This window comes from Pseudomonas sp. EU05-FHT14B02 (assembly GCF_058791055.1).
This window is the reverse complement of record NZ_JBYTDD010000001.1, coordinates 208498-226986: the sequence shown is the minus strand read 5'-3', so window position 1 is coordinate 226986 and position 18489 is coordinate 208498. Positions and strand designations below refer to the sequence as shown.

The window sequence follows — 18489 nt, the reverse complement described above, 5'->3', positions numbered from 1 at the left end:
CCCATGACGCAGACTTCCATCACTCGCAGCTGGGTTGCATCCGCCAACGGCCACGCGGACTTCCCCCTGCAAAACCTGCCGCTGGGCGTGTTCAGCCTCAACGGCTCGGCACCGCGCAGTGGCGTGGCGATTGGCGAGCATATCTTTGATCTGCAAGCGGCCCTGGAGGCCGGATTGTTCGATGGCGCCGCGAAGGTTGCCGTCGAGGCCACCCGTGGCGGCCAGCTGAATGCGTTCTTCGAACTGGGCCGCGAGGCTCGCGTCGCATTGCGTGAGCGTTTGCTGGAACTGTTCGCAGAGGGCAGCACCGAGCAGGGCAAGATCGAAGCCCAGGGTGCAAAACTGCTGCCGCTGGCGGCGGATTGCGAGATGCATCTGCCGGCGAAAATCAACGATTACACCGACTTCTACGTCGGCATCGAGCACGCACAGAACGTCGGCAAACTGTTCCGTCCCGACAACCCGTTGCTGCCGAACTACAAGTACGTGCCAATCGGCTACCACGGTCGTGCGTCGACCATTCGCCCGTCCGGCACCGACGTGCGCCGCCCGAAAGGCCAGACCTTGCCGGCCGGCCAAACCGAGCCAACCTTCGGTCCTTGCGCGCGCCTGGACTACGAACTGGAGCTGGGCATCTGGATCGGCCAGGGCAACGACATGGGAGACTCGATTGCCATTGGCGACGCCGCCGATCACATCGCCGGTTTCTGCCTGCTCAACGACTGGTCTGCACGGGATATCCAGGCCTGGGAATACCAGCCACTGGGGCCATTCCTGTCGAAAAGCTTCATCACCAGCATCTCGCCGTGGGTGGTCACCGCCGAAGCGCTGGAGCCGTTCCGTCGTGCCCAGCCTGCACGTCCCCAAGGTGATCCGCAGCCTCTGCCGTACTTGCTCGACAAGCGTGACCAGGACGCTGGCGCGTTCGACATCGAACTGGAAGTGTTGCTGCTCACCGAGGTCATGCGTGAACAGAACCTGCCAGCCCATCGCCTGACCCTGAGCAACACCGGGCACATGTACTGGACCGTGGCGCAAATGGTCGCGCACCACAGCGTCAATGGTTGCCAGTTGCAGGCGGGTGATCTGTTCGGCTCGGGCACGTTGTCGGGGCCGCAGAGCGGTCAGTTCGGCAGCCTGCTGGAAATCACCGAAGGCGGTAAAAAGCCGATCGAACTGGCCTCGGGCGAGGTGCGTAAATTCCTTGAGGACGGTGACGAAATCATCCTGCGCGGCCGTTGCCGCCGTGACGGTTTTGCTTCCATCGGTTTCGGCGAATGCCGCGGCAAAGTGCTGCCGGCGCGCTAACAGGAGCGGGGCATGGAACTCTACACCTACTACCGTTCGACATCTTCGTACCGGGTGCGAATCGCGTTGGCGCTCAAGGGCCTGGATTATCAATCCTTGCCAGTCAACCTGATTGCACCGCAGGGGGGCGAGCATTGTCAGCCGCCTTATCTGGGCATCAACCCGCAGGGCCGCGTGCCGGCCTTGCGCACGGATGAAGGCGAGTTGCTGATCCAGTCTCCTGCGATCATCGAGTACCTGGAGGAACGTTATCCACAGGTCCCGCTGCTGTCCAAAGACCTGGCTGCCCGTGCTCACGAGCGCGGCGTCGCGGCAGTGATCGGCTGCGATGTGCACCCGCTGCACAACGTCAGCGTGCTCAATCGGCTACGCCAGTCAGGCCACGACGAACCGCAGGTGGTGGAGTGGATTGGTCACTGGATCGGCCAAGGGCTGGCCACGGTGGAGCAGTTGATCGGTGATGACGGTTACTGCTTCGGCCCCGAGCCCGGGTTGGCGGACGTCTACCTGATCCCGCAGCTGTACGCGGCCGAGCGTTTCAATGTTTCTCTTGAGGCTTATCCGCGAATTCGGCGAGTGGCGGCATTGGCGGCCACTCACCCGGCGTTCATCAAGGCGCATCCGGCGAACCAGCCAGACACTCCTTAAGGCCCTGCACCAGCCCGCTCCCACAAGGTTTTGTGATCAGTGAACAATGGCGTTTGGCGGCAGATGCCCCAGCCGCTCCGTCAGGCGAATCCGCTGGATCGGATCGTCGCTGAGCAGCAGCGCATGCTCCAGGTCAAAACGCTCGGCGTTCGGGCAGTCCAGCCGTTGGTACAGGCTGGCCCGGGCCAGATAGTCGGCGGCGCTGGCGTTGCCCAGTTCCAGGACGCGTTCGGCGTCGATCAAGGCATTGATGACGTCGTCGTGGGACAGGTACAACTGGCGCAGGTTGCGCGACAGCCGCTGCAACATCTGCACTGGCTCGGCGGTTTCCAGGTGCTCGGCGCTGAGCTTGATGTTCGGGCCGTACTGGCGGTTCAACAACTCCCGACAATCGTTGGGATAAAGGCGACGGCCACCGCAAGGGTCGAGCAAATGATCGGCGCCCGGCACCCGCAGCAGGAAATGCCCGGGGAAGTTGACCCCGACCATGGGAATTTCCAGGCCCTTGGCCAACTCCAGCGCAATCAGCCCCAGCGTCAAGGGTTGCCCTCGTCGGCGCTCCAGTACCTTGTCGAGCAGTGCCACTTGCGGGCGCAATGGCGTGAAGTCGTCCTGGGCGAAGCCAAGGTCATTCATGCGCCGCAGCAGCGGCTGGGCCAGTTCACTGACCGGCAGCATCGGCAAGCCACCACTGACCCGCTGTTGCAACGCCTGGAAATCGGCCAACAGCGCTTGCGGTTCCACCTCGCTGTCGTGCTCGGCCGCAATCCACAGTGCCGCCTCGAACAGTGCGGGCGGTGAACGTTGCAGACAGGCGAAGAACGATTGGCGCGGGGTCATCAAAATCTCCGGGCAATGCCTCGTTTTAGCCCCCTCTCCGGCATTCGTCCAGTACCGTACAAGAGCGACCACGGGTTATTTCCGAAAGCCTGCATCGGGGCCGTGCTTATTCCGGTGCGCTTCTGCAATTTTTGGGCGCAAGCCTATACTGGCGACTACAAGAAGTGATTCGGGAGCCCTACGATGTTCGCTCTCATGCAAAGCACTCGCCTTGAATCGCTGCATCTGAGCGTTGACTCGGTCACCGGGTTGAAGGCGGTCATTGCCATTCATAACAGCCGGCTGGGGCCTGCCCTGGGTGGTTGTCGTTACCTTGCCTATCCCAGCGACGAGTCTGCGGTCGAGGATGCGGTGCGCCTTGCCCAAGGCATGAGTTACAAGGCGGCACTGGCCGGCCTGGCCCAGGGCGGCGGCGTGGCGGTGATCATTCGCCCCGTTCATGTGGCCAACCGCGCGGCGCTGTTCGAAGCCTTCGGGCGCTGTATCAATCAGCTCGACGGGCGCTACATCACGGCCATCGACAGTGGCACCTCAGTGGCGGACATGGATTGCATCGCCCAGCAGACCCAGCATGTCACCAGCACCACCGCGGCGGGCGACCCTGCGCCACACGCGGCGATGGGCGTATTCACCGGCATTCGCGCCACAGCGATGGCGCGACTGGGCAGCGATAACCTCGAAGGCCTGCGCGTTGCCATTCAAGGCTTGGGCAACGTTGGTTATGCCCTGGCAGAACAGTTGCACGCCGCCGGGGCCGAACTGCTGGTCAGCGATATCGATCACGGCAAGGTGCAACTGGCGATGGAGCAACTCGGGGCTCACCCCATCGCCAACGACGCACTGCTCAGCACGCCTTGCGATATTCTTGCGCCATGCGGTTTGGGCGGGGTGCTCAACAGCCACAGCGTGACGCAACTGCGCTGCTCGGCAGTGGCCGGTTCGGCGAACAATCAGCTGACCCATCTGGATGTTGCCGACCAACTGGAACGTCGCGGCATCCTGTACGCACCGGATTACGTGATAAACGCCGGCGGACTGATTTACGTGTCGCTCAAGCACCGCGGTGAGGAACTGTCGACCATCACCGCGCACCTGTCGAAAATCAGCTCGCGCCTGACTGAAGTGTTCGCCCACGCCCAGGCGGAAAAACGCTCCCCCGCGCGGGTGGCCGATGAGTTGGCGGAGAAAGTGTTGTACCGCTGAGTTGGACATGAGTTTTCCACAAGCATGAAAAAGGCCCTGAGCCATTCGACTCAGGGCCCATTCAATTTGGGCCTTGCTTACTTGGCGGCTTTTGGAGCCTTGGCAGGCTTGGCCGGAGTGACCGGTTCAGCGGCCTCAACGACCTCGGTTGCCGCAACAGGTTGTGCGACTTCAACCGGTGCGCTGAGCAGTTCGGACAGGGCGTCCGGCTGGCTCTTGAACGCCTTGGCGAACACGTCGCGATTTTTCGCCATGTAGATCCCGGCTTCTTCCACTTGCTGCTCGGTCAGGGACGGAACGGCTTTTTGCAACACTTCAGCCAGCAATTCGGCCAGTTCGAGCATTTTGTCATGACGGTCAGCTTCGGCTTTATCCATGAACAAGCGCTCCAGATCTCGGCTGCTGCGGTATACCACTTCGACGGCCATTCACCACCTCACATGCCTTCACATTGGTTGTCGATTTCGACTACTGTATCTATATACAGCTAAAGGATAAGCGAATCCCTGCCTTTTGGGTAGTGGCTTTTTAATGTAGACCGAATTCGGGATTTGTCAGGCGGGGCGCTGCACAGGTGCGACCAAACGCCACGGCGCACAATCCCGAGCGGCTCGCCATCATGGGCTGGCCTTTTTTCTGCATGCAGAAAAACCGTCACGTCCAACCCGCATCATCCGGTCGAGCCGACCTAAGGAAGCATCATCGTGAAAATCAACTGGGCCGAAAAACTGCGGCAGAACGTGCATGAACTGGCCGAGTCCCTGGGCAATCTGTTTGTCGAAACCTTTCACTACCTGGCGCTGTTCGCCATTGGTGCGGTGACCGCATGGGCGGCGGTGATGGAATTTCTCGGGATGATCGAAGAAGGGCACATCAAGATCGATGACATCTTGCTGCTGTTCATCTACCTGGAACTGGGGGCGATGGTCGGGATTTACTTCAAGACCAACCACATGCCCGTGCGCTTCCTGATCTACGTGGCGATCACCGCGCTGACGCGGCTGCTGATTTCCAACGTATCGCACCACAACCCGCCGGACCTGGGGATCATCTACCTGTGCGGCGGGATTCTGCTGTTGGCGTTTGCGATTCTGGTGGTGCGTTACGCTTCGTCGCAATTTCCTTCGGTGAAGATTGAGAACCCACACCGCAAAACAGGTAAGGGCTCCAGTGAACATCCGGAAGTAGAAAAGGGCGAGCTTTAAAGCCCCATGGCGGGTCGATGGCGGTCACTGGCTGGTGGGGGCAGGCTGCGCGTGCCGCCGTCGGTCATTGATTCGAGGATGGCCACGGCGCAGTGGCCCTGCTCGATGGCAATGCCGAACTGAATGCTTTGCACCAGTCGTTTCAGGCGCTCGGGGTCATTGCGTTGTTCGGCGCTGATCATGCGTTTGGCCACCACGCGGCCACTGTTGGACAGGGTCAGCATGATGCGGCCGTCCAGGCCCTGAATGCTCAGGTTGATCTGGTAATCCGCTGCAAAGGCATCGGTAATGAGCTGGAAAGGGTTGTCCATGATGCGTCACCGCCTGATTGAACGTGCAGTTGTTGACCGGTCGATATCGGGATTAGTTCGCAACACCAGACCATCGGCCATTCCATGGCTTGCATCAGGGATATAGCAAGGGGCATGCCGGATGGGTTATCGGACAACCCATTCCTTTGTAGGAGTGAGCTTGCTCGCGAAGGTCGCGAACGATGACGCGTCAAACCAGATGGTTCGCGGCGCCTGAGGGTTTTTCGCGAGCAGGCTCGCTCCTACAGGGGGCCGCGTTTTCTGCACGTTTCAGGGCAATTGACCTCGACGTGCCTCCGAAACGGTCAACATTCCACCCAGTTCACCGCCAGTCCGCCCCGCGACGTCTCTTTGTACTTGTCGTGCATGTCGGCCCCGGTGTCGCGCATGGTGCGGATCACCCGGTCCAGGGAAATGAAGTGTTTGCCGTCGCCGCGCAGGGCCATTTGCGTGGCATTGATGGCCTTGACCGCGGCGATCGCGTTGCGCTCGATACACGGCACTTGCACCAGTCCGCCCACCGGGTCGCAGGTGAGGCCGAGGTTGTGTTCCAGGCCGATTTCGGCGGCGTTTTCCAGCTGCTCCGGGGTGGCGCCAAGCACCTCTGCCAGGCCTGCGGCGGCCATGGCGCAAGCGGAGCCGACTTCGCCCTGGCAGCCGACTTCGGCCCCGGAGATCGAAGCGTTTTTCTTGCACAGGATGCCGACGGCAGCTGCACCCAGGAAAAATGCGACCACGTCATCGTCAGACGCATCGGCATTGAATTTCATGTAGTAGTGCAGCACCGCCGGAATGATCCCCGCCGCGCCGTTGGTCGGCGCCGTGACCATGCGCCCGCCGGCCGCGTTTTCTTCGTTCACGGCAAGGGCGTACAGGTTGACCCATTCCATCGCTGACAAGGTGGACGTAATGACATTCGGCTTGCCGATTTCCTGCAGGCTGCGATGCAGTTTCGCTGCTCGACGCGGAACACTCAGGCCGCCGGGCAAGATGCCTTCGTGGCGCAAACCCTGCTCGACGCATTCGCGCATCACCGACCAGATATACAACAGGCCCTGGCGGATTTCTGCGTCACTGCGCCATGCCCGTTCGTTGGCCATCATCAGTTCGCCCACCCGCAGCCCGTGCTCGTTGCAGAGTTTGAGCAGTTCGGCGGCGCTGGAGAAATCGTATGGCAGCACCACGTCGCCGGCCGGCGCGATCCCGGATTCGGCTTCGGCTGCTTCGATGATAAAACCACCGCCCACCGAGTAGTAGGTCTGCTCGAACAGCTCGCCGGTTTCACCGAAGGCTGTCAGGGACATGGCGTTGGGGTGGTAGGGCAGGCTTTCGTCCAGCAGCAGGAGATCGCGTTGCCAGTCGAAGGCAATTTGCGCAACGCCTGCCAGGCACAGTTTGCCGGTTTCGCGCAGGGTGTAAATGCGGCTGTCGATGGTGGTTGGATCGATGCGGTCGGGCCATTCGCCCATCAGGCCCATGACGCAGGCGCGGTCCGTCGCGTGGCCGACGCCGGTCGCTGAAAGAGAACCATAGAGACGGATTTCCACGCGTCGCACGTCGGCCAGAAAACCGTGATCGACCAGCGCTTGGGCAAAGGTTGCGGCAGCGCGCATCGGACCGACGGTATGGGAACTGGACGGGCCGATACCCACTTTGAAGAGATCGAAAACACTGATAGCCATGCTAAAGCCTGTACACGTAATGGAAGGGAAATCGCTGCCATTTCTGTAGGACAAGCGCAATTTGGGCGATACTGCCTGTCACGAGCCTGTGTGACCAACGAAATTTCCTAAGACATCCTTTAGCAGGACTAAACGATGAGCCGTCAATTACACGCCCAGACGTACGTCTGGCTGAACGTGTTTGCCTGTGCCGCGCGGCACCTGTCGTTCACCCGCTGCGCCGAAGAACTGCACATCACACCGGGGGCGGTCAGCCAGCAGATCCGCCAGCTGGAAGAACGCCTGGGCTTTCGCCTGTTTCACCGCCGCGCCCGCGGAGTGGAGCTGAGCGCAGAGGGTCAGCGCCTGGCCATTACCGTCAACGAGGCCTTTGGCAACATCGACTCGGAATTGCGGCGACTGGACGCGGGCATGATCAGCGGGATTTTGCGGGTGCGTTCGATTCCGTCATTCCTGAGCAAATGGCTGACGCCCCGACTGCCGCGTTTGCAGCAGCGTTTTCCGGACATTCAGTTGCGCCTGGTGGCCGAAGACAGCAGCGTGCCGTTGCATGAAGGTGACTTCGACCTGGCGATCGACCTGAACGACGGCAGTTATCCGGGCCTGTTATCCACAGCCTTGCTTGATGAACAGATTTTTCCGGTGTGTGCGCCGAGCCTGTTGCGTGGTCGCCCACCATTGCATGGTCCGGCGGACCTGATGCACTTCCCCTTGCTGCACGACATCACCGCCTGGCGCGGCAGCTACGAGTACGCGGAATGGGAGTTTTACCTCAATGCCATCGGCTTCGAGGGGGCGGATGTGCGACGCGGGCATACCTTCAATCGCAATCACCTGACGATCGAAGCGGCCATCGCCGGGATGGGGGTGGCGATTGCCCGACGGACACTGCTCAACGATGAACTGGAGCGCGGGGCGTTGATCGTGCCGTTCGGCCTGGCGGTGCCCAATCACAAGCGCTACATGCTGCTTTACGCACCGGGGGCGTTGAGCCATCCGGGTGTGCGCGCGGTGCACGATTGGTTGGTGGAGGAGGCGGGTGCTTTTCGCAGCCTGCATCCGTTGGGGGAGCGGCAAATGTGAGCAATTATTACGTAAGAGCAGGGCGACCCAACTCCCGACCTTAACAGCGCTTTTACCGGTTGTCCGGCTTTTTTTGCGATTGAAAATTTATCTTTTTTAGGGGGTTGAATTGTTCAGCGTACAGACCGATTGTGTAAGTAAGAGGTCACGGTGATGACGCCCAAGGGCTTAGCTGACCGGCCTCTCGCGAGCTAGCTGAAATAAGGGATGAACTATGCAAATCCAAGTCAATAGCGATAACCATATTCAAGGCAGTAAACGACTGGAGGAGTGGGTACGTACGACCATTGAGAGCACGCTCGAACGCTACGAAGAGGACCTGACACGAGTCGAGGTTCACCTGCGGGACGAGAACGGCGACAAGCCGGGTCCCCACGACATGCGCTGCCAGCTGGAGGCGCGGCCAAAAGGCCATCAACCGATTTCCGTCACCCATAAAGCCTCCACCATGGAGCAGGCGATCGACGGAGCGGCTACCAAACTTGAACATGCGCTGGAGCATATGTTCGGCAAATTACGCGGCAAACGAGCCAATGTGGTGCCCATCGAGAGTGCCGCCCATGCCGACCATCTGCTGGAAGAAGAGTTTCTTGAGAACGAACAGGCGGCGCTTAACGGCTGACACCTGATTCACTTTTTACCTTCCCATGAAAACGGGCCTGCATCGCAGGCCCGTTTTGTTTTCGATGGCTTTTGGATTCCATGGCCATGGTAGCCAGGTTTGCGGTGCAACCAACGGGCGTAATAAAGGGCTGCATCCGATCCTTTTGCATATGAGAATATTTATCATTAATATTGCGGCCTTTCCGGTCCCCTGACGCTGTCGTGGCCTCCCCGGTTTTCAGGTCGAAACATGAACGATGATCACTCAGCCCCCGAACCCCGCGATATCGAGCGCGATCCACAACGCGGGGACCGTGCGCATTTTCTTCAGGTGTTTCTCTCCCAGCGTTCGCAAATGGAAGCACTGGTGAGCCGGCGTGTCGGTTGTCGGGCGACGGCGGCTGACCTGGTACAGGATCTGTTCCTGCGATTCTGGCGGCGGCCGTTGGTGCAAGTCGAGGAACTCAGCACCTACCTGCTGCGCTGCGCCGGCAACATCGCCATCGATCACTTGCGCAGTGAAGGCACGCGGGTCCGGGTCAGCGAAGGTTTGATGGTGGAATCACCAGACAGCCATGGCAGCGGACCGCAAGCGGCGCTGGAGGCGGGCAACGATCTGCGCCATGTCGAAGCCGCGTTGCGCGCCTTGCCGGAGCGTACGCGGCAGATCTTCTTGCTCAATCGCATTCACGGCCGCAAATACGCCGAGATCGCCAAGGCCATGGGCTTGTCCCAAAGTGCCGTGGAAAAACATATGATGCGCGCCCTCGAAGCCTGCAAGGCCAGCCTTCGGGAACCCGAACCGCGTACGCCAGGGACAGCACCGTGAACGACTTCAAACGCGTCACCCCGACGCTGGCGCAGGAGCAGGCCGCGCTGGCCTGGCTGAGCCTGTTGCATGACCAGCCCAACAGCGGTGACCAGGCGACGTTCAGCCAATGGTTGCGGGCCGACCCCGCCCATGCCGAGGCCTATGCCCGGGCGCAGGTCCTGTGGGAATTGAGCGAAGGACCGGCGCGCACACTCGCCGATGAAGACGCTTTTGCCTTGCAGGGCTATCTCAACGCCATGGACAAGCCGCGGCGCAGCACGCTCGGGCGCTGGTCCGGTGCGCTGGCGATGGCCGCGTGTCTGCTGTTGATGATCAGTGTCGGTACAGGCTGGCAGCCTATGCGTTGGATTGATGACCTGGGGGCGGATTACGTCTCGGCACCGGGGGAAATTCGCACCGTTACCCTGGCCGATCAGTCGCAGGTGACACTGGATGCCGACAGTGCCATCGCCGTGGATTTCAGTCGCGGTGAGCGGCATGTGCAATTGCGTCGCGGCGCCGGCTTTTTCAGCGTTTCCCACACCGGCGAGCCGTTTGTGGTGGACGCCGAGAAAGGCCAGACGCGGGTCCTGGGCACGCAGTTCGAAGTCCGGTTGCAGCCACACGGTGCACAGGTCACGGTGCTGTCGGGGCGGGTTGGCGTGACGGCGCACCAGAAAGCCGATCAGCAAGTGCTCACCCCCGGCCAGCAAGTGGCCTATGGCGAAGGCTCGTCGCAAATGCTCCACTCGGTGGACAGCGAAGCGCAGTTGGCATGGCGCCAGGGCTGGCTCAATTACTACAAGGCGACGTTAGCCGATGTGGTACAGGATTTGGCGCGCTATTACCCCGGACGGATCGTGTTGCTCAATGATGAACTGGCGAGGCGTCGGGTCAGTGGCAGCTTTCCGAGCAGGAACCCGCAGGCGGTGTTGAGTTCGTTGCAGGGGGTGTTGGGGTTTGAGCAGCATCAGGTTTTGGGGCATCTGATTATTTTGCGTTGAGGCGACCGGCCTCATCGCGAGCAAGCTCGCTCCCACGGGGTTATGTGTTGCCCCAATATTGTGGCCGACTCAATACCTGTGGGAGCGAGCTTGCTCGCGATGACGGCAGATCAGACACCCAACCACTCAAATTAAAATATTTCCAAGTTTTTGCTGAGGTAAACCCGACTGCCATTCGTGTAGTGACTGAAACTGCGAGTCATTCGCATCCGTTGCGGTTCTACACAGGTCATGAGTCATGAAGTCCAGGGCAAAATCGGGTTCGGTCAAACAGTGGTTGGGTGTCTCTGCGTTGAGCTTTTCGGCATTGGCCTTGTTGCCTCTGAGCGTAGCGCTGGCCGCAGAGGCAGGCAGCAGTCAGTCGCGTGGGCAATTCAAATTCGCGCTGGCCGCCAAACCGTTGCCCCAAGCCCTGAGTGATTTCAGCCGAGTGACCGGCATCAGCGTCGTCTACACCGATGAGGCGCCGTACGGTCTCAATGCGCCGGCCATCAATGGCCAGATGAGCGCCGAACAGGCTCTGCAACGTCTTCTCACTGGTTCGGGCTTGACGTTCCGTCGCACTGACGGCCACACCATTGCACTGGAGCCACAGCCGACTGAAGGGGCCTTGAACCTGGGCGCGACCACCATCACCTCGGTGATGGATGACTCCATGAGCTATCAACCGCCACCCATCACGTCAGTGATGCGCTCCTCGGCCCCCGTACAGGAGATCCCACAGACGATCAACGTCGTTCCGGCCCAGGTCATCCGCGACCAGGCGCCGCGCAATCTCGATGACGCGCTGGCCAATGTCAGCGGTATCACCCAGGCCAACACCCTGGGCAGCACCCAGGACTCGGTGATGGTCCGTGGCTTTGGCGACAACCGTAACGGCTCGATCATGCGCGACGGCATGCCGATCGTGCAGGGTCGTGGCCTCAACGCCAGCGTGGACCGGGTCGAAGTGCTCAAGGGCCCAGCCTCGTTGCTCTATGGCATCCAGGATCCGGGTGGCGTGATCAATATGGTCAGCAAGAAGCCCGAGCTTGAGCGCTACAACGCGCTGACCGCGCGCGGTTCGAGCTATGACGACGGCAAGAACGGCAGCGGTGCCAGCCTCGACAGCACCGGGTCCCTCGGCGATTCCGGACTGGCCTACCGCATGGTGCTGGACTACGAAGACGAAGATTACTGGCGTAACTTCGGTGTGCATCGCGAGAGCCTGATCGCGCCGTCGCTGGCCTGGTACGGCGAAAGCACCAAGCTGCTGTTCTCCTATGAGCACCGCGAATTCCTCACACCGTTCGACCGCGGCACGCTGATCGATCCACGGACCAACCATCCGCTGGACATCTCGCGCAACGAGCGTCTCGACGAACCGTTCAACAACATGGAAGGGCGCTCGGACCTCTATCACTTCGAGGCCGATCACGAACTCAACGACAACTGGAAAGCCCATTTCGGCTACAGCTGGAACCGCGAAACCTACGATGCGAGCCAGGTGCGCGTGACCGCCATCGACACCAAAAAGGGCACCCTGACCCGCAACATGGACGGCACCCAGAATGCGATCAGCACCGACCGTTTCACCACCGCCAGCCTCGAAGGCAACGTGAATGTGCTCGGCATGCAGCATGACCTGCTGTTCGGTATCGACGATGAGTACCGCAAGATCTACCGTGAAGACCTGATCCGCCAGAAAAGCCTGACCACATTCAGTTACGTCAATCCGGTTTATGGTCGTGAAGTGCCGGGCACCACCGTCAGTGCGCCCGACAGCGCGCAAACCGATGAACTGCGCAGCGATTCGGTCTTCCTGCAAGACTCCATCCACCTCACCGACCAGTGGATTCTGGTGGCGGGCGCGCGTTTCCAGGCGTACGACCAGTACGCCGGCAAAGGCGTACCGTTCCACGCCAACACTGACAGCAACGGGCAGAAATGGGTGCCGCGCGCGGGCCTTGTTTACAAATACACCGATGCCTTGTCGTTCTACGGCAGCTACACCGAGTCGTTCAAACCCAACTCGACCATCGCGCCATTGAGCGGCAGCAGTACCGTGCTTGACGGCGGTATCGCGCCGGAAGAAGCCAGGTCCTGGGAGCTGGGTGCCAAGCTTGATCTGCCGGGCCGCGTTACCGGCAACATCGCACTGTTCGACATCAAGAAACGCAATGTGCTGGTGGCCAACGCCGAAGGTCCGACCACGATTTACAGTGCCGCCGGTGGAGTGCGCTCCCGTGGCCTGGAAGTGGACCTGAGCGGTCAGCTCAGCGATCGCTGGAGCATGATCGGCAGCTACGCCTATACCGATGCCGAAGTCACCGAAGACCCGGATTACAAAGGCAATCAGTTGCAGAACGTGGCGAAGAACAGTGGCTCGTTGTCGGCCGTCTATGACTTCGGCAGCGTCATTGGCGGTGATCAACTGCGGGTCGGCGCTGGGGTGCGTTATGTGGGGGAGCGCGCGGGCAACGCGGTGAACGATTTCGACCTGCCGAGCTACACCGTGGCCGATGCGTTCGCCACCTACGACACCAGGGTCGAAGGGCAGAAGGTCAAGTTCCAGCTCAACGTGAAGAACCTGTTCGATCGCACCTACTACACCTCGGCGGCGAGTCGGTTCTTTGTGTCGATGGGGGATTCGCGGCAGGTGACGTTGTCGAGCACCTTGGAGTTCTGACGATAGACCGTGTCATCGTTCATCGCGAGCAAGCTCGCTCCCACAGGGAAAAGCAGTCCAAAGGTGGGAGCGGGCTTGCTCGCGAAGGCGGCAATTGAGGCGCTGAAAATCCCGGGACTAGCGCAAAAACGCCTGTCGATATTCGCCGGGCGTTCCGCCCAGGGTCTGGCGAAACCGGTTGGTGAAATGGCTGGCGCTGGCAAAACCACAAGCCAGTGCAATCTCCCCCAGTGGCTGCGAGGTCGTGCGCAGCAACTCCCGCGCCCGGTCAAGGCGCCGCGCCAGCACATACTGATGGGGTGGCAAGCCGAAGCTTTCGCGGAACATCCGCGCGAAGTGGTATTCGGACAACGCGCACAACGCCGCCAATTGACCGAGACTGATGGCCTCGTCCAGATGGCTGTCGATGAACTCGACCAGATGCCGGCGCTGGTGCGCGGCCAGCCCGCCTTTAAGGCGCAAGCCCTGACGCACGTTGACCTGGCTGAGCAGGGCATGGCTGAGCAATTCGTGAGCCAGGCTGCTGGTGAGCAGGCGCTCGCCCGGCTCGTCCCAGTTCAAGGCGACCAACTGCCGAAAGCGCAGCGCCTGCTGCGGATCATCGAGAAAGGTCTGCTCGCGCAGCTGCATTTCCCGCGGCTCGCGATCGAGCAGGGTGACGCAGCCAAGGGCAAATTGTTCAGGGCTGAAATACAGGTGTGCCAGACGAATATCGCCATTGATCACCCAGCCTGACTGGTGGTCGGCGGGGAGGATGCACAGTTTGTCCGGACCACCCTTGTTGGCGGGCTGGTCGCGGCGAAAGGTGCCGGTGCCGCCGGCAAGGTAACAGGACAACGTGTGGTGGCTGGGCGCTTCGTATTCCTGAGCGTCGTGGTGATTGCTCCACAAGGCTGCAGACAAGCCGTCACCGAGCTCGGCGCTGTGCTCAAGGCGAGCATTCGGCGAGCGGTTGAGGGCTTGAAAGACTTGTAGGGTATCCAGTGCAGCCATGATCGTTGCTCTCTAACACCTGCATCCAACGCCTCGCATCCTACTCCGTAGACGTGCGCCTGCCAGCCTGTCGCCAGATAAAACCGCAAGTTTATGCAAGTGCGCCCAGGCGTGGCGCCGGACACTGGGCACCTAGCGAGGAGCCTTAGTCATGAACCTTTCTTTGTACCTGCTGACCGTGCTGATCTGGGGGACCACCTGGATTGCCTTGAAATGGCAACTGGGCGTGGTGGCCATTCCCGTGTCGATCGTCTATCGCTTCGGCCTCGCCGCACTGGTGCTGTTCGTGATCCTGCTGTTCAGCCGACGCCTGCAAGTGATGAGCCGTCGCGGGCATCTGATCTGCCTGGCTCAAGGCTTGTGCCTGTTCTGCGTCAACTTCATGTGCTTCCTCACCGCGAGCCAGTGGATTCCCAGCGGTCTGGTGGCCGTGGTGTTTTCCACCGCCACCCTGTGGAATGCCCTTAACGCGCGGGTGTTCTTCGGTCAGAGAATTGCCCGCAATGTGCTGATGGGTGGTGCGTTGGGTCTGCTTGGGCTGGGACTGCTGTTCTGGCCGGAGCTGGCCGGGCATACCGCCAGCCCGGAAACCTTGCTCGGCCTCGGTTTGGCCCTGTGCGGCACCTTGTGTTTCTCGGCGGGCAACATGCTTTCGAGCCTGCAACAGAAGGCCGGTCTCAAACCGCTGACCACCAATGCATGGGGCATGGCTTACGGGGCGGCGATGCTAACCGTGTGGTGCCTGGTCAAAGACATTCCCTTCGACATGGAGATGAGCACGCGTTACATCGGGTCACTGTTGTACCTGGTGATTCCGGGATCGGTGATCGGTTTCACCGCCTACCTGACCCTGGTCGGCCGCATGGGGCCAGAGCGGGCAGCGTACTGCACAGTGCTGTTTCCAGTGGTGGCACTCAACGTGTCAGCGTTCGCCGAGGGTTATCAGTGGACGATGCCGGCGCTGTTGGGGCTGGTATTGGTGATGTCGGGTAACGTACTGGTGTTTCGCAAGCCCAAACCACGCTTGGTACAGGGGAGTAGCAAGCTCGCTTGAGATGACGTTCATCGAGCGCTGAAGTCCTCAGTGCTCGACTTCGATCGCAATATAAATCAGCAGCGGTAGTATGAAGTCGACAATATGCCGGGTCCAGTCTTTGTAATTCCAGGCTTGTGACTGGTCCATGTTGAACCATTCCACGCCGATAACTTGAAAGCCGACATAGTAAAGCAAGAGCGCAATGAGCAGTCCAATAATCGCGGGCTTCTTGGCTTCATGGAATTCTTCTGCGCTGCTATTCAGGTTTTTATAAAGATAACAGGTTCCGATCATGAAAAAGAGCGTGTAGATAACCTCGAGTGTAATGATGAGCCAGTAGATGCGGTGATGGAGTATGTGCGAGGTAATGGCCCTGTAACTGTACTTCTCTTCGTCACCTGTGCTCTCCATGCTCAGGATGTTACTGATGTTTTCGTAGTTGGTTGCGTAGTCTGTAAAGTTACTGTACATCACCAGTAATCCAAAAATGCTAATGAATAACATTAGTGTGGCTTTACTGAAGCGTACGACTTTATTTGTCGTAAGTTGATTCAAGGTGGTGATCTCCTTTATTGTTTCCGTTGTGCCTGGAAAAGTAAGGAGAGTCTAGCGGGTGGTTTTGTTATTTGTTTATTGACTGAATTGCAGGGTGTGTATCCAGACAGTTTTCTACAGGTTTAAAGTGATGTTGTTTTTATTCTTTGCATTTAAGGGCAGGCGCTTTTAACGCCTGCCCTTTTTTTCAACCCTTCCAGACTTGCGGGTTGACCAGATCCTGTGGGCGTTCCCCCAACAGCGCACTGCGCAGGTTGGCCAGGGCACGGTTGGCCATGGCATCGCGGGTCTCATGGGTGGCCGAGCCAATGTGCGGCAAGGTCACGGCATTTTTCAACTGGAACAGTGGGGACTCGGCCAGCGGTTCTTTTTCGTAAACGTCGAGCCCGGCACCACGAATGCGGTTGTTTTGCAGCGCTTCTATCAGTGCCGGCTCATCCACCACCGGGCCGCGGGCAATGTTCACCAGGATGGCGCCTGGTTTCATCAGCGCCAGTTCGCGATGGCTGATCAAGTGTTTGGTTTTCTCGCTGAGCGGTACCACCAGGCACACGAAATCGGCCTCGGCCAGCAGTTGATCAAGGCTGCGGAACTGTGCGCCGAGTTCCTGTTCCAGTTCGGTCTTGCGGCTGTTGCCGCTGTAGATGACCGGCATGTTGAACCCCAGGCGACCGCGTCGGGCGATGGCCGCACCGATATTGCCCATGCCGACAATGCCCAGGGTCTTGCCATGCACATCGCAACCGAACAGCTGCGCACCGACAGTGGCCTGCCATTGCCCGGCCTTGGTCCAGGCATCCAGTTCGGCGACGCGGCGCGCGCTGCTCATCAACAGGGCAAACGCCAGGTCGGCGGTGCTTTCGGTGAGCACATCCGGCGTGTTGGTCAGCATGATCCCGCGTTCGTTGAAGTAGGCCAGGTCATAGTTGTCGTAGCCCACCGAGACACTGGACACCACTTCCAGTGTGGTGGCGTTTTCCAGTTGAGCGCGACCGAGTTTACGACCGACGCCGATCAAGCCGTGGGCGTGGGGCAGGGCTTCGTTGAACTGGGCGTTGATGTCGCCGTTTTTCGGATTCGGCACGATGACGTCGAAATCCTGTTGCAGGCGTTCGATCATTGGTGGAGTGACGCGGCTGAATGCAAGGACGGTCTTTTTCATGGGTGGGCGGGCTCGTCGGGCGGTGAAGAATGATGAGCACGCTAACATTCTTCGCGGGATTTGTGCGAGTCGTCAGACGGTCTATGCAAGCTTGCAGCTTGTCGTGCTCCATCCAGTTATACTGCCGCACTTCTTATACTGTGGCATGCGGTCCGCTCACCGGGCCTGACATTTCATGCACCCCCGGAGCTTTCATGACTTCCCCGAAACAACCGCCGGTCGCCGACGCCCTGAACGACGTGCAGGCAGAGCTGCCAGACAGCGTCGATTCCGGCGCCGACAGCGAATCCAAAGCCGAGATCCCGACCTTCAAATTCCCGTTCAAGCCGGGTGAGCTGGCGGCCGCCAAGGGTTCCAACCAGCCGTGGTACAAGAACGGCGCCAAGAACGGCCACACCAAGACGCCGGGCATGGCACCGCCGGGGACTCGTCGGTCGATGGGTAAGCGTTGAGTTCTTAAGTCTGCGGTGACTGATCTGCCGTCTTCGCGAGCAAGCCCGCTCCCACGTTTGTAATGCATTCCTCCAGTGGGAGCGGGCTTGCTCGCGAAGGGGCCGGCACAAACACTGCAAATCCCGGATCAAACCGCCCGCAACGAAATAAACGAATAATTCGTCGGCACATCCGCCGCCACTTGCGCACCTGCGGCTAGCACCTGCCCGGCAATATCATCTCCCGACACATGAAACCGCCATTCACTGCCCCACTGCGGCAACGTTTGCCCGGCCAGGTCGTCGATGATCGCGGCTAACTGCGCCATATCCGGAAGATAAGCGGTAAACCCGTCGCCCTTCAGGGCCGTCGTGCGAATCCCCAGCAACGCACAAATCGCATCCTTCATCAGAATGTCGTCACGATCCGCCTGACGGGAGCGCTGGATCAGTTCTGACAATTCCCGGTCGACCAGCTCACCACCGACAATCAGTTCCCGTCCTTTTTCCCACGACTCAGGCGGACATTCCTTCATGGCGGTGTTCAGAGGTATGTGCGGATTGATTTCCATCGGATAGATACGGCACACCAGCGGCCGGCGTTCATAGATGCGGCAGAGGTTGTCTTCGTCAAGATTTCGGCAGGCGCCGACATTGTAGGCTGCGAAGGTGATGGCCACGTACGCCTCGGATTCACCGCTGCGCACTGCCGCCGAACGGCGTTCGGCGTGTTCCCGTTGGTGCACCGGCAGACCCAGGCCATTGCCCAGAAACGCCTCGACCAGCACGATCACCTGACCGCCATCGGCTGCCCACATCCGGGTTTCGCCCAGGGTCAGGGGCACATGGTGGTCGTTACAGCATTTGCCGCAGCCTACACAGGAAAACGTTGTATTCATTGAGCGTTCGTTCGCGTCACAGGGCATGAAACGGCGACAGAATGCCG

Annotated in this window: 18 protein-coding genes and 1 pseudogene; 11 read left to right on the top strand and 8 right to left on the bottom strand. The window is 60.0% G+C overall.

Translation table 11 applies throughout. From position 1 onward, the window contains the following. The first annotated feature begins 3 nt into the window (after positions 1-3). Both fahA and maiA read left to right on the top strand, forming a co-directional pair. On the top strand, positions 4-1308 hold the full coding sequence (gene fahA, locus AC3WTM_RS01010) for a fumarylacetoacetase (protein ID WP_102669117.1): 1305 nt from the start codon (positions 4-6) through the stop codon (positions 1306-1308). A gap of 12 nt (positions 1309-1320) precedes the next feature. Further along, a complete protein-coding gene (maiA, locus tag AC3WTM_RS01005) occupies positions 1321-1956 on the top strand; it encodes a maleylacetoacetate isomerase (RefSeq protein ID WP_102669118.1) in 636 nt (211 codons plus the stop codon). Between the two features lie 36 nt (positions 1957-1992). Here the strand turns inward: maiA and AC3WTM_RS01000 are convergent, their stop codons facing one another. After that, the gene (locus AC3WTM_RS01000) at positions 1993-2796 is read right to left on the bottom strand and encodes a SirB1 family protein (protein ID WP_102669119.1); all 804 of its coding nucleotides are present in this window, start codon (positions 2794-2796) and stop codon (positions 1993-1995) included. 183 nt (positions 2797-2979) lie between these two features. On the opposite strand from AC3WTM_RS01000, the gene AC3WTM_RS00995 reads away from it, so the two are divergent. Beyond that, positions 2980-3999, top strand: coding sequence for a Glu/Leu/Phe/Val dehydrogenase family protein (locus AC3WTM_RS00995; protein WP_057716381.1), 1020 nt, complete (start codon positions 2980-2982; stop codon positions 3997-3999). A gap of 188 nt (positions 4000-4187) precedes the next feature. On the opposite strand, the pseudogene AC3WTM_RS00990 reads toward AC3WTM_RS00995, so the two are convergent. Continuing rightward, positions 4188-4427, bottom strand: a pseudogene (locus AC3WTM_RS00990) (YebG family protein); the annotation flags it as partial. 276 nt (positions 4428-4703) lie between these two features. On the opposite strand from AC3WTM_RS00990, the gene AC3WTM_RS00985 reads away from it, so the two are divergent. After that, positions 4704-5204: a phosphate-starvation-inducible protein PsiE gene (locus tag AC3WTM_RS00985; RefSeq protein ID WP_057716379.1), complete on the top strand. Its 501-nt coding sequence runs from the start codon at positions 4704-4706 to the stop codon at positions 5202-5204. On the opposite strand, the gene AC3WTM_RS00980 is transcribed toward AC3WTM_RS00985, so the two are convergent. Both AC3WTM_RS00980 and AC3WTM_RS00975 read right to left on the bottom strand, forming a co-directional pair. Beyond that, the gene (locus AC3WTM_RS00980; protein WP_102669120.1) at positions 5201-5515 is read right to left on the bottom strand and encodes a DUF3509 domain-containing protein; all 315 of its coding nucleotides are present in this window, start codon (positions 5513-5515) and stop codon (positions 5201-5203) included. The genes AC3WTM_RS00985 and AC3WTM_RS00980 overlap by 4 nt on opposite strands. 305 nt (positions 5516-5820) lie before the next feature. Next, the gene (locus AC3WTM_RS00975) at positions 5821-7197 is read right to left on the bottom strand and encodes an L-serine ammonia-lyase (RefSeq protein ID WP_102669121.1); all 1377 of its coding nucleotides are present in this window, start codon (positions 7195-7197) and stop codon (positions 5821-5823) included. A gap of 135 nt (positions 7198-7332) precedes the next feature. Here AC3WTM_RS00975 and AC3WTM_RS00970 point away from each other — a divergent pair, with 135 nt between their 5' ends. The 5 genes from AC3WTM_RS00970 (at position 7333) to AC3WTM_RS00950 (ending at position 13366) form a co-directional block, all read left to right on the top strand. Next, positions 7333-8280: a LysR substrate-binding domain-containing protein gene (locus AC3WTM_RS00970; RefSeq protein ID WP_102669122.1), complete on the top strand. Its 948-nt coding sequence runs from the start codon at positions 7333-7335 to the stop codon at positions 8278-8280. A gap of 214 nt (positions 8281-8494) precedes the next feature. Then, positions 8495-8902 (top strand): HPF/RaiA family ribosome-associated protein, encoded by a 408-nt coding sequence (locus AC3WTM_RS00965; protein WP_057716375.1) that lies wholly within the window; start codon positions 8495-8497, stop codon positions 8900-8902. 231 nt (positions 8903-9133) lie between these two features. Continuing rightward, positions 9134-9712 (top strand): RNA polymerase sigma factor, encoded by a 579-nt coding sequence (locus tag AC3WTM_RS00960; RefSeq protein WP_090453142.1) that lies wholly within the window; start codon positions 9134-9136, stop codon positions 9710-9712. Beyond that, complete coding sequence (locus AC3WTM_RS00955; protein WP_102669123.1) at positions 9709-10698, top strand: FecR family protein; 990 nt, start codon at positions 9709-9711, stop codon at positions 10696-10698. The genes AC3WTM_RS00960 and AC3WTM_RS00955 overlap by 4 nt, the downstream gene beginning before the upstream one ends. A 238-nt stretch (positions 10699-10936) precedes the next feature. Further along, positions 10937-13366, top strand: coding sequence for a TonB-dependent siderophore receptor (locus AC3WTM_RS00950; RefSeq protein WP_102669124.1), 2430 nt, complete (start codon positions 10937-10939; stop codon positions 13364-13366). A gap of 117 nt (positions 13367-13483) precedes the next feature. Here AC3WTM_RS00950 and AC3WTM_RS00945 read toward each other — a convergent pair whose 3' ends face one another. After that, entirely contained in the window at positions 13484-14359 is an 876-nt protein-coding gene (locus AC3WTM_RS00945) for a helix-turn-helix domain-containing protein (RefSeq protein WP_102669125.1), read from the bottom strand. A gap of 151 nt (positions 14360-14510) precedes the next feature. Between AC3WTM_RS00945 and AC3WTM_RS00940 the strand changes: the two genes are divergently transcribed. Then, positions 14511-15413 carry a DMT family transporter gene (locus AC3WTM_RS00940; protein WP_102669126.1) on the top strand — a complete coding sequence of 301 codons (903 nt, stop codon included), beginning with the start codon at positions 14511-14513 and terminating at the stop codon, positions 15411-15413. Between the two features lie 27 nt (positions 15414-15440). On the opposite strand, the gene AC3WTM_RS00935 is transcribed toward AC3WTM_RS00940, so the two are convergent. Then, positions 15441-15950 carry a DUF2165 domain-containing protein gene (locus AC3WTM_RS00935; RefSeq protein ID WP_102669127.1) on the bottom strand — a complete coding sequence of 170 codons (510 nt, stop codon included), beginning with the start codon at positions 15948-15950 and terminating at the stop codon, positions 15441-15443. A gap of 187 nt (positions 15951-16137) precedes the next feature. After that, a complete protein-coding gene (locus AC3WTM_RS00930) occupies positions 16138-17112 on the bottom strand; it encodes a 2-hydroxyacid dehydrogenase (protein WP_102669128.1) in 975 nt (324 codons plus the stop codon). 194 nt (positions 17113-17306) lie between these two features. On the opposite strand from AC3WTM_RS00930, the gene AC3WTM_RS00925 reads away from it, so the two are divergent. Beyond that, complete coding sequence (locus AC3WTM_RS00925) at positions 17307-17564, top strand: hypothetical protein (protein WP_102669129.1); 258 nt, start codon at positions 17307-17309, stop codon at positions 17562-17564. Between the two features lie 128 nt (positions 17565-17692). Here the strand turns inward: AC3WTM_RS00925 and AC3WTM_RS00920 are convergent, their stop codons facing one another. Beyond that, on the bottom strand, positions 17693-18442 hold the full coding sequence (locus AC3WTM_RS00920; RefSeq protein WP_102669130.1) for a YkgJ family cysteine cluster protein: 750 nt from the start codon (positions 18440-18442) through the stop codon (positions 17693-17695). Between the last annotated feature and the right edge of the window lie 47 nt (positions 18443-18489).

Excerpts from the sequence above, each read along its gene's own strand:
- fahA (WP_102669117.1), top strand. The coding sequence starts at position 4 with ATGACGCAGACTTCCATCACTCGCAGCTGGGTTGCATCCGCCAACGGC.
- maiA (WP_102669118.1), top strand. The coding sequence starts at position 1,321 with ATGGAACTCTACACCTACTACCGTTCGACATCTTCGTACCGGGTGCGA.
- AC3WTM_RS01000 (WP_102669119.1), bottom strand. The coding sequence starts at position 2,796 with ATGACCCCGCGCCAATCGTTCTTCGCCTGTCTGCAACGTTCACCGCCC.
- AC3WTM_RS00995 (WP_057716381.1), top strand. The coding sequence starts at position 2,980 with ATGTTCGCTCTCATGCAAAGCACTCGCCTTGAATCGCTGCATCTGAGC.
- AC3WTM_RS00980 (WP_102669120.1), bottom strand. The coding sequence starts at position 5,515 with ATGGACAACCCTTTCCAGCTCATTACCGATGCCTTTGCAGCGGATTAC.
- AC3WTM_RS00975 (WP_102669121.1), bottom strand. The coding sequence starts at position 7,197 with ATGGCTATCAGTGTTTTCGATCTCTTCAAAGTGGGTATCGGCCCGTCC.
- AC3WTM_RS00970 (WP_102669122.1), top strand. The coding sequence starts at position 7,333 with ATGAGCCGTCAATTACACGCCCAGACGTACGTCTGGCTGAACGTGTTT.
- AC3WTM_RS00965 (WP_057716375.1), top strand. The coding sequence starts at position 8,495 with ATGCAAATCCAAGTCAATAGCGATAACCATATTCAAGGCAGTAAACGA.
- AC3WTM_RS00960 (WP_090453142.1), top strand. The coding sequence starts at position 9,134 with ATGAACGATGATCACTCAGCCCCCGAACCCCGCGATATCGAGCGCGAT.
- AC3WTM_RS00950 (WP_102669124.1), top strand. The coding sequence starts at position 10,937 with ATGAAGTCCAGGGCAAAATCGGGTTCGGTCAAACAGTGGTTGGGTGTC.
- AC3WTM_RS00945 (WP_102669125.1), bottom strand. The coding sequence starts at position 14,359 with ATGGCTGCACTGGATACCCTACAAGTCTTTCAAGCCCTCAACCGCTCG.
- AC3WTM_RS00940 (WP_102669126.1), top strand. The coding sequence starts at position 14,511 with ATGAACCTTTCTTTGTACCTGCTGACCGTGCTGATCTGGGGGACCACC.
- AC3WTM_RS00930 (WP_102669128.1), bottom strand. The coding sequence starts at position 17,112 with ATGAAAAAGACCGTCCTTGCATTCAGCCGCGTCACTCCACCAATGATC.
- AC3WTM_RS00925 (WP_102669129.1), top strand. The coding sequence starts at position 17,307 with ATGACTTCCCCGAAACAACCGCCGGTCGCCGACGCCCTGAACGACGTG.
- AC3WTM_RS00920 (WP_102669130.1), bottom strand. The coding sequence starts at position 18,442 with ATGAATACAACGTTTTCCTGTGTAGGCTGCGGCAAATGCTGTAACGAC.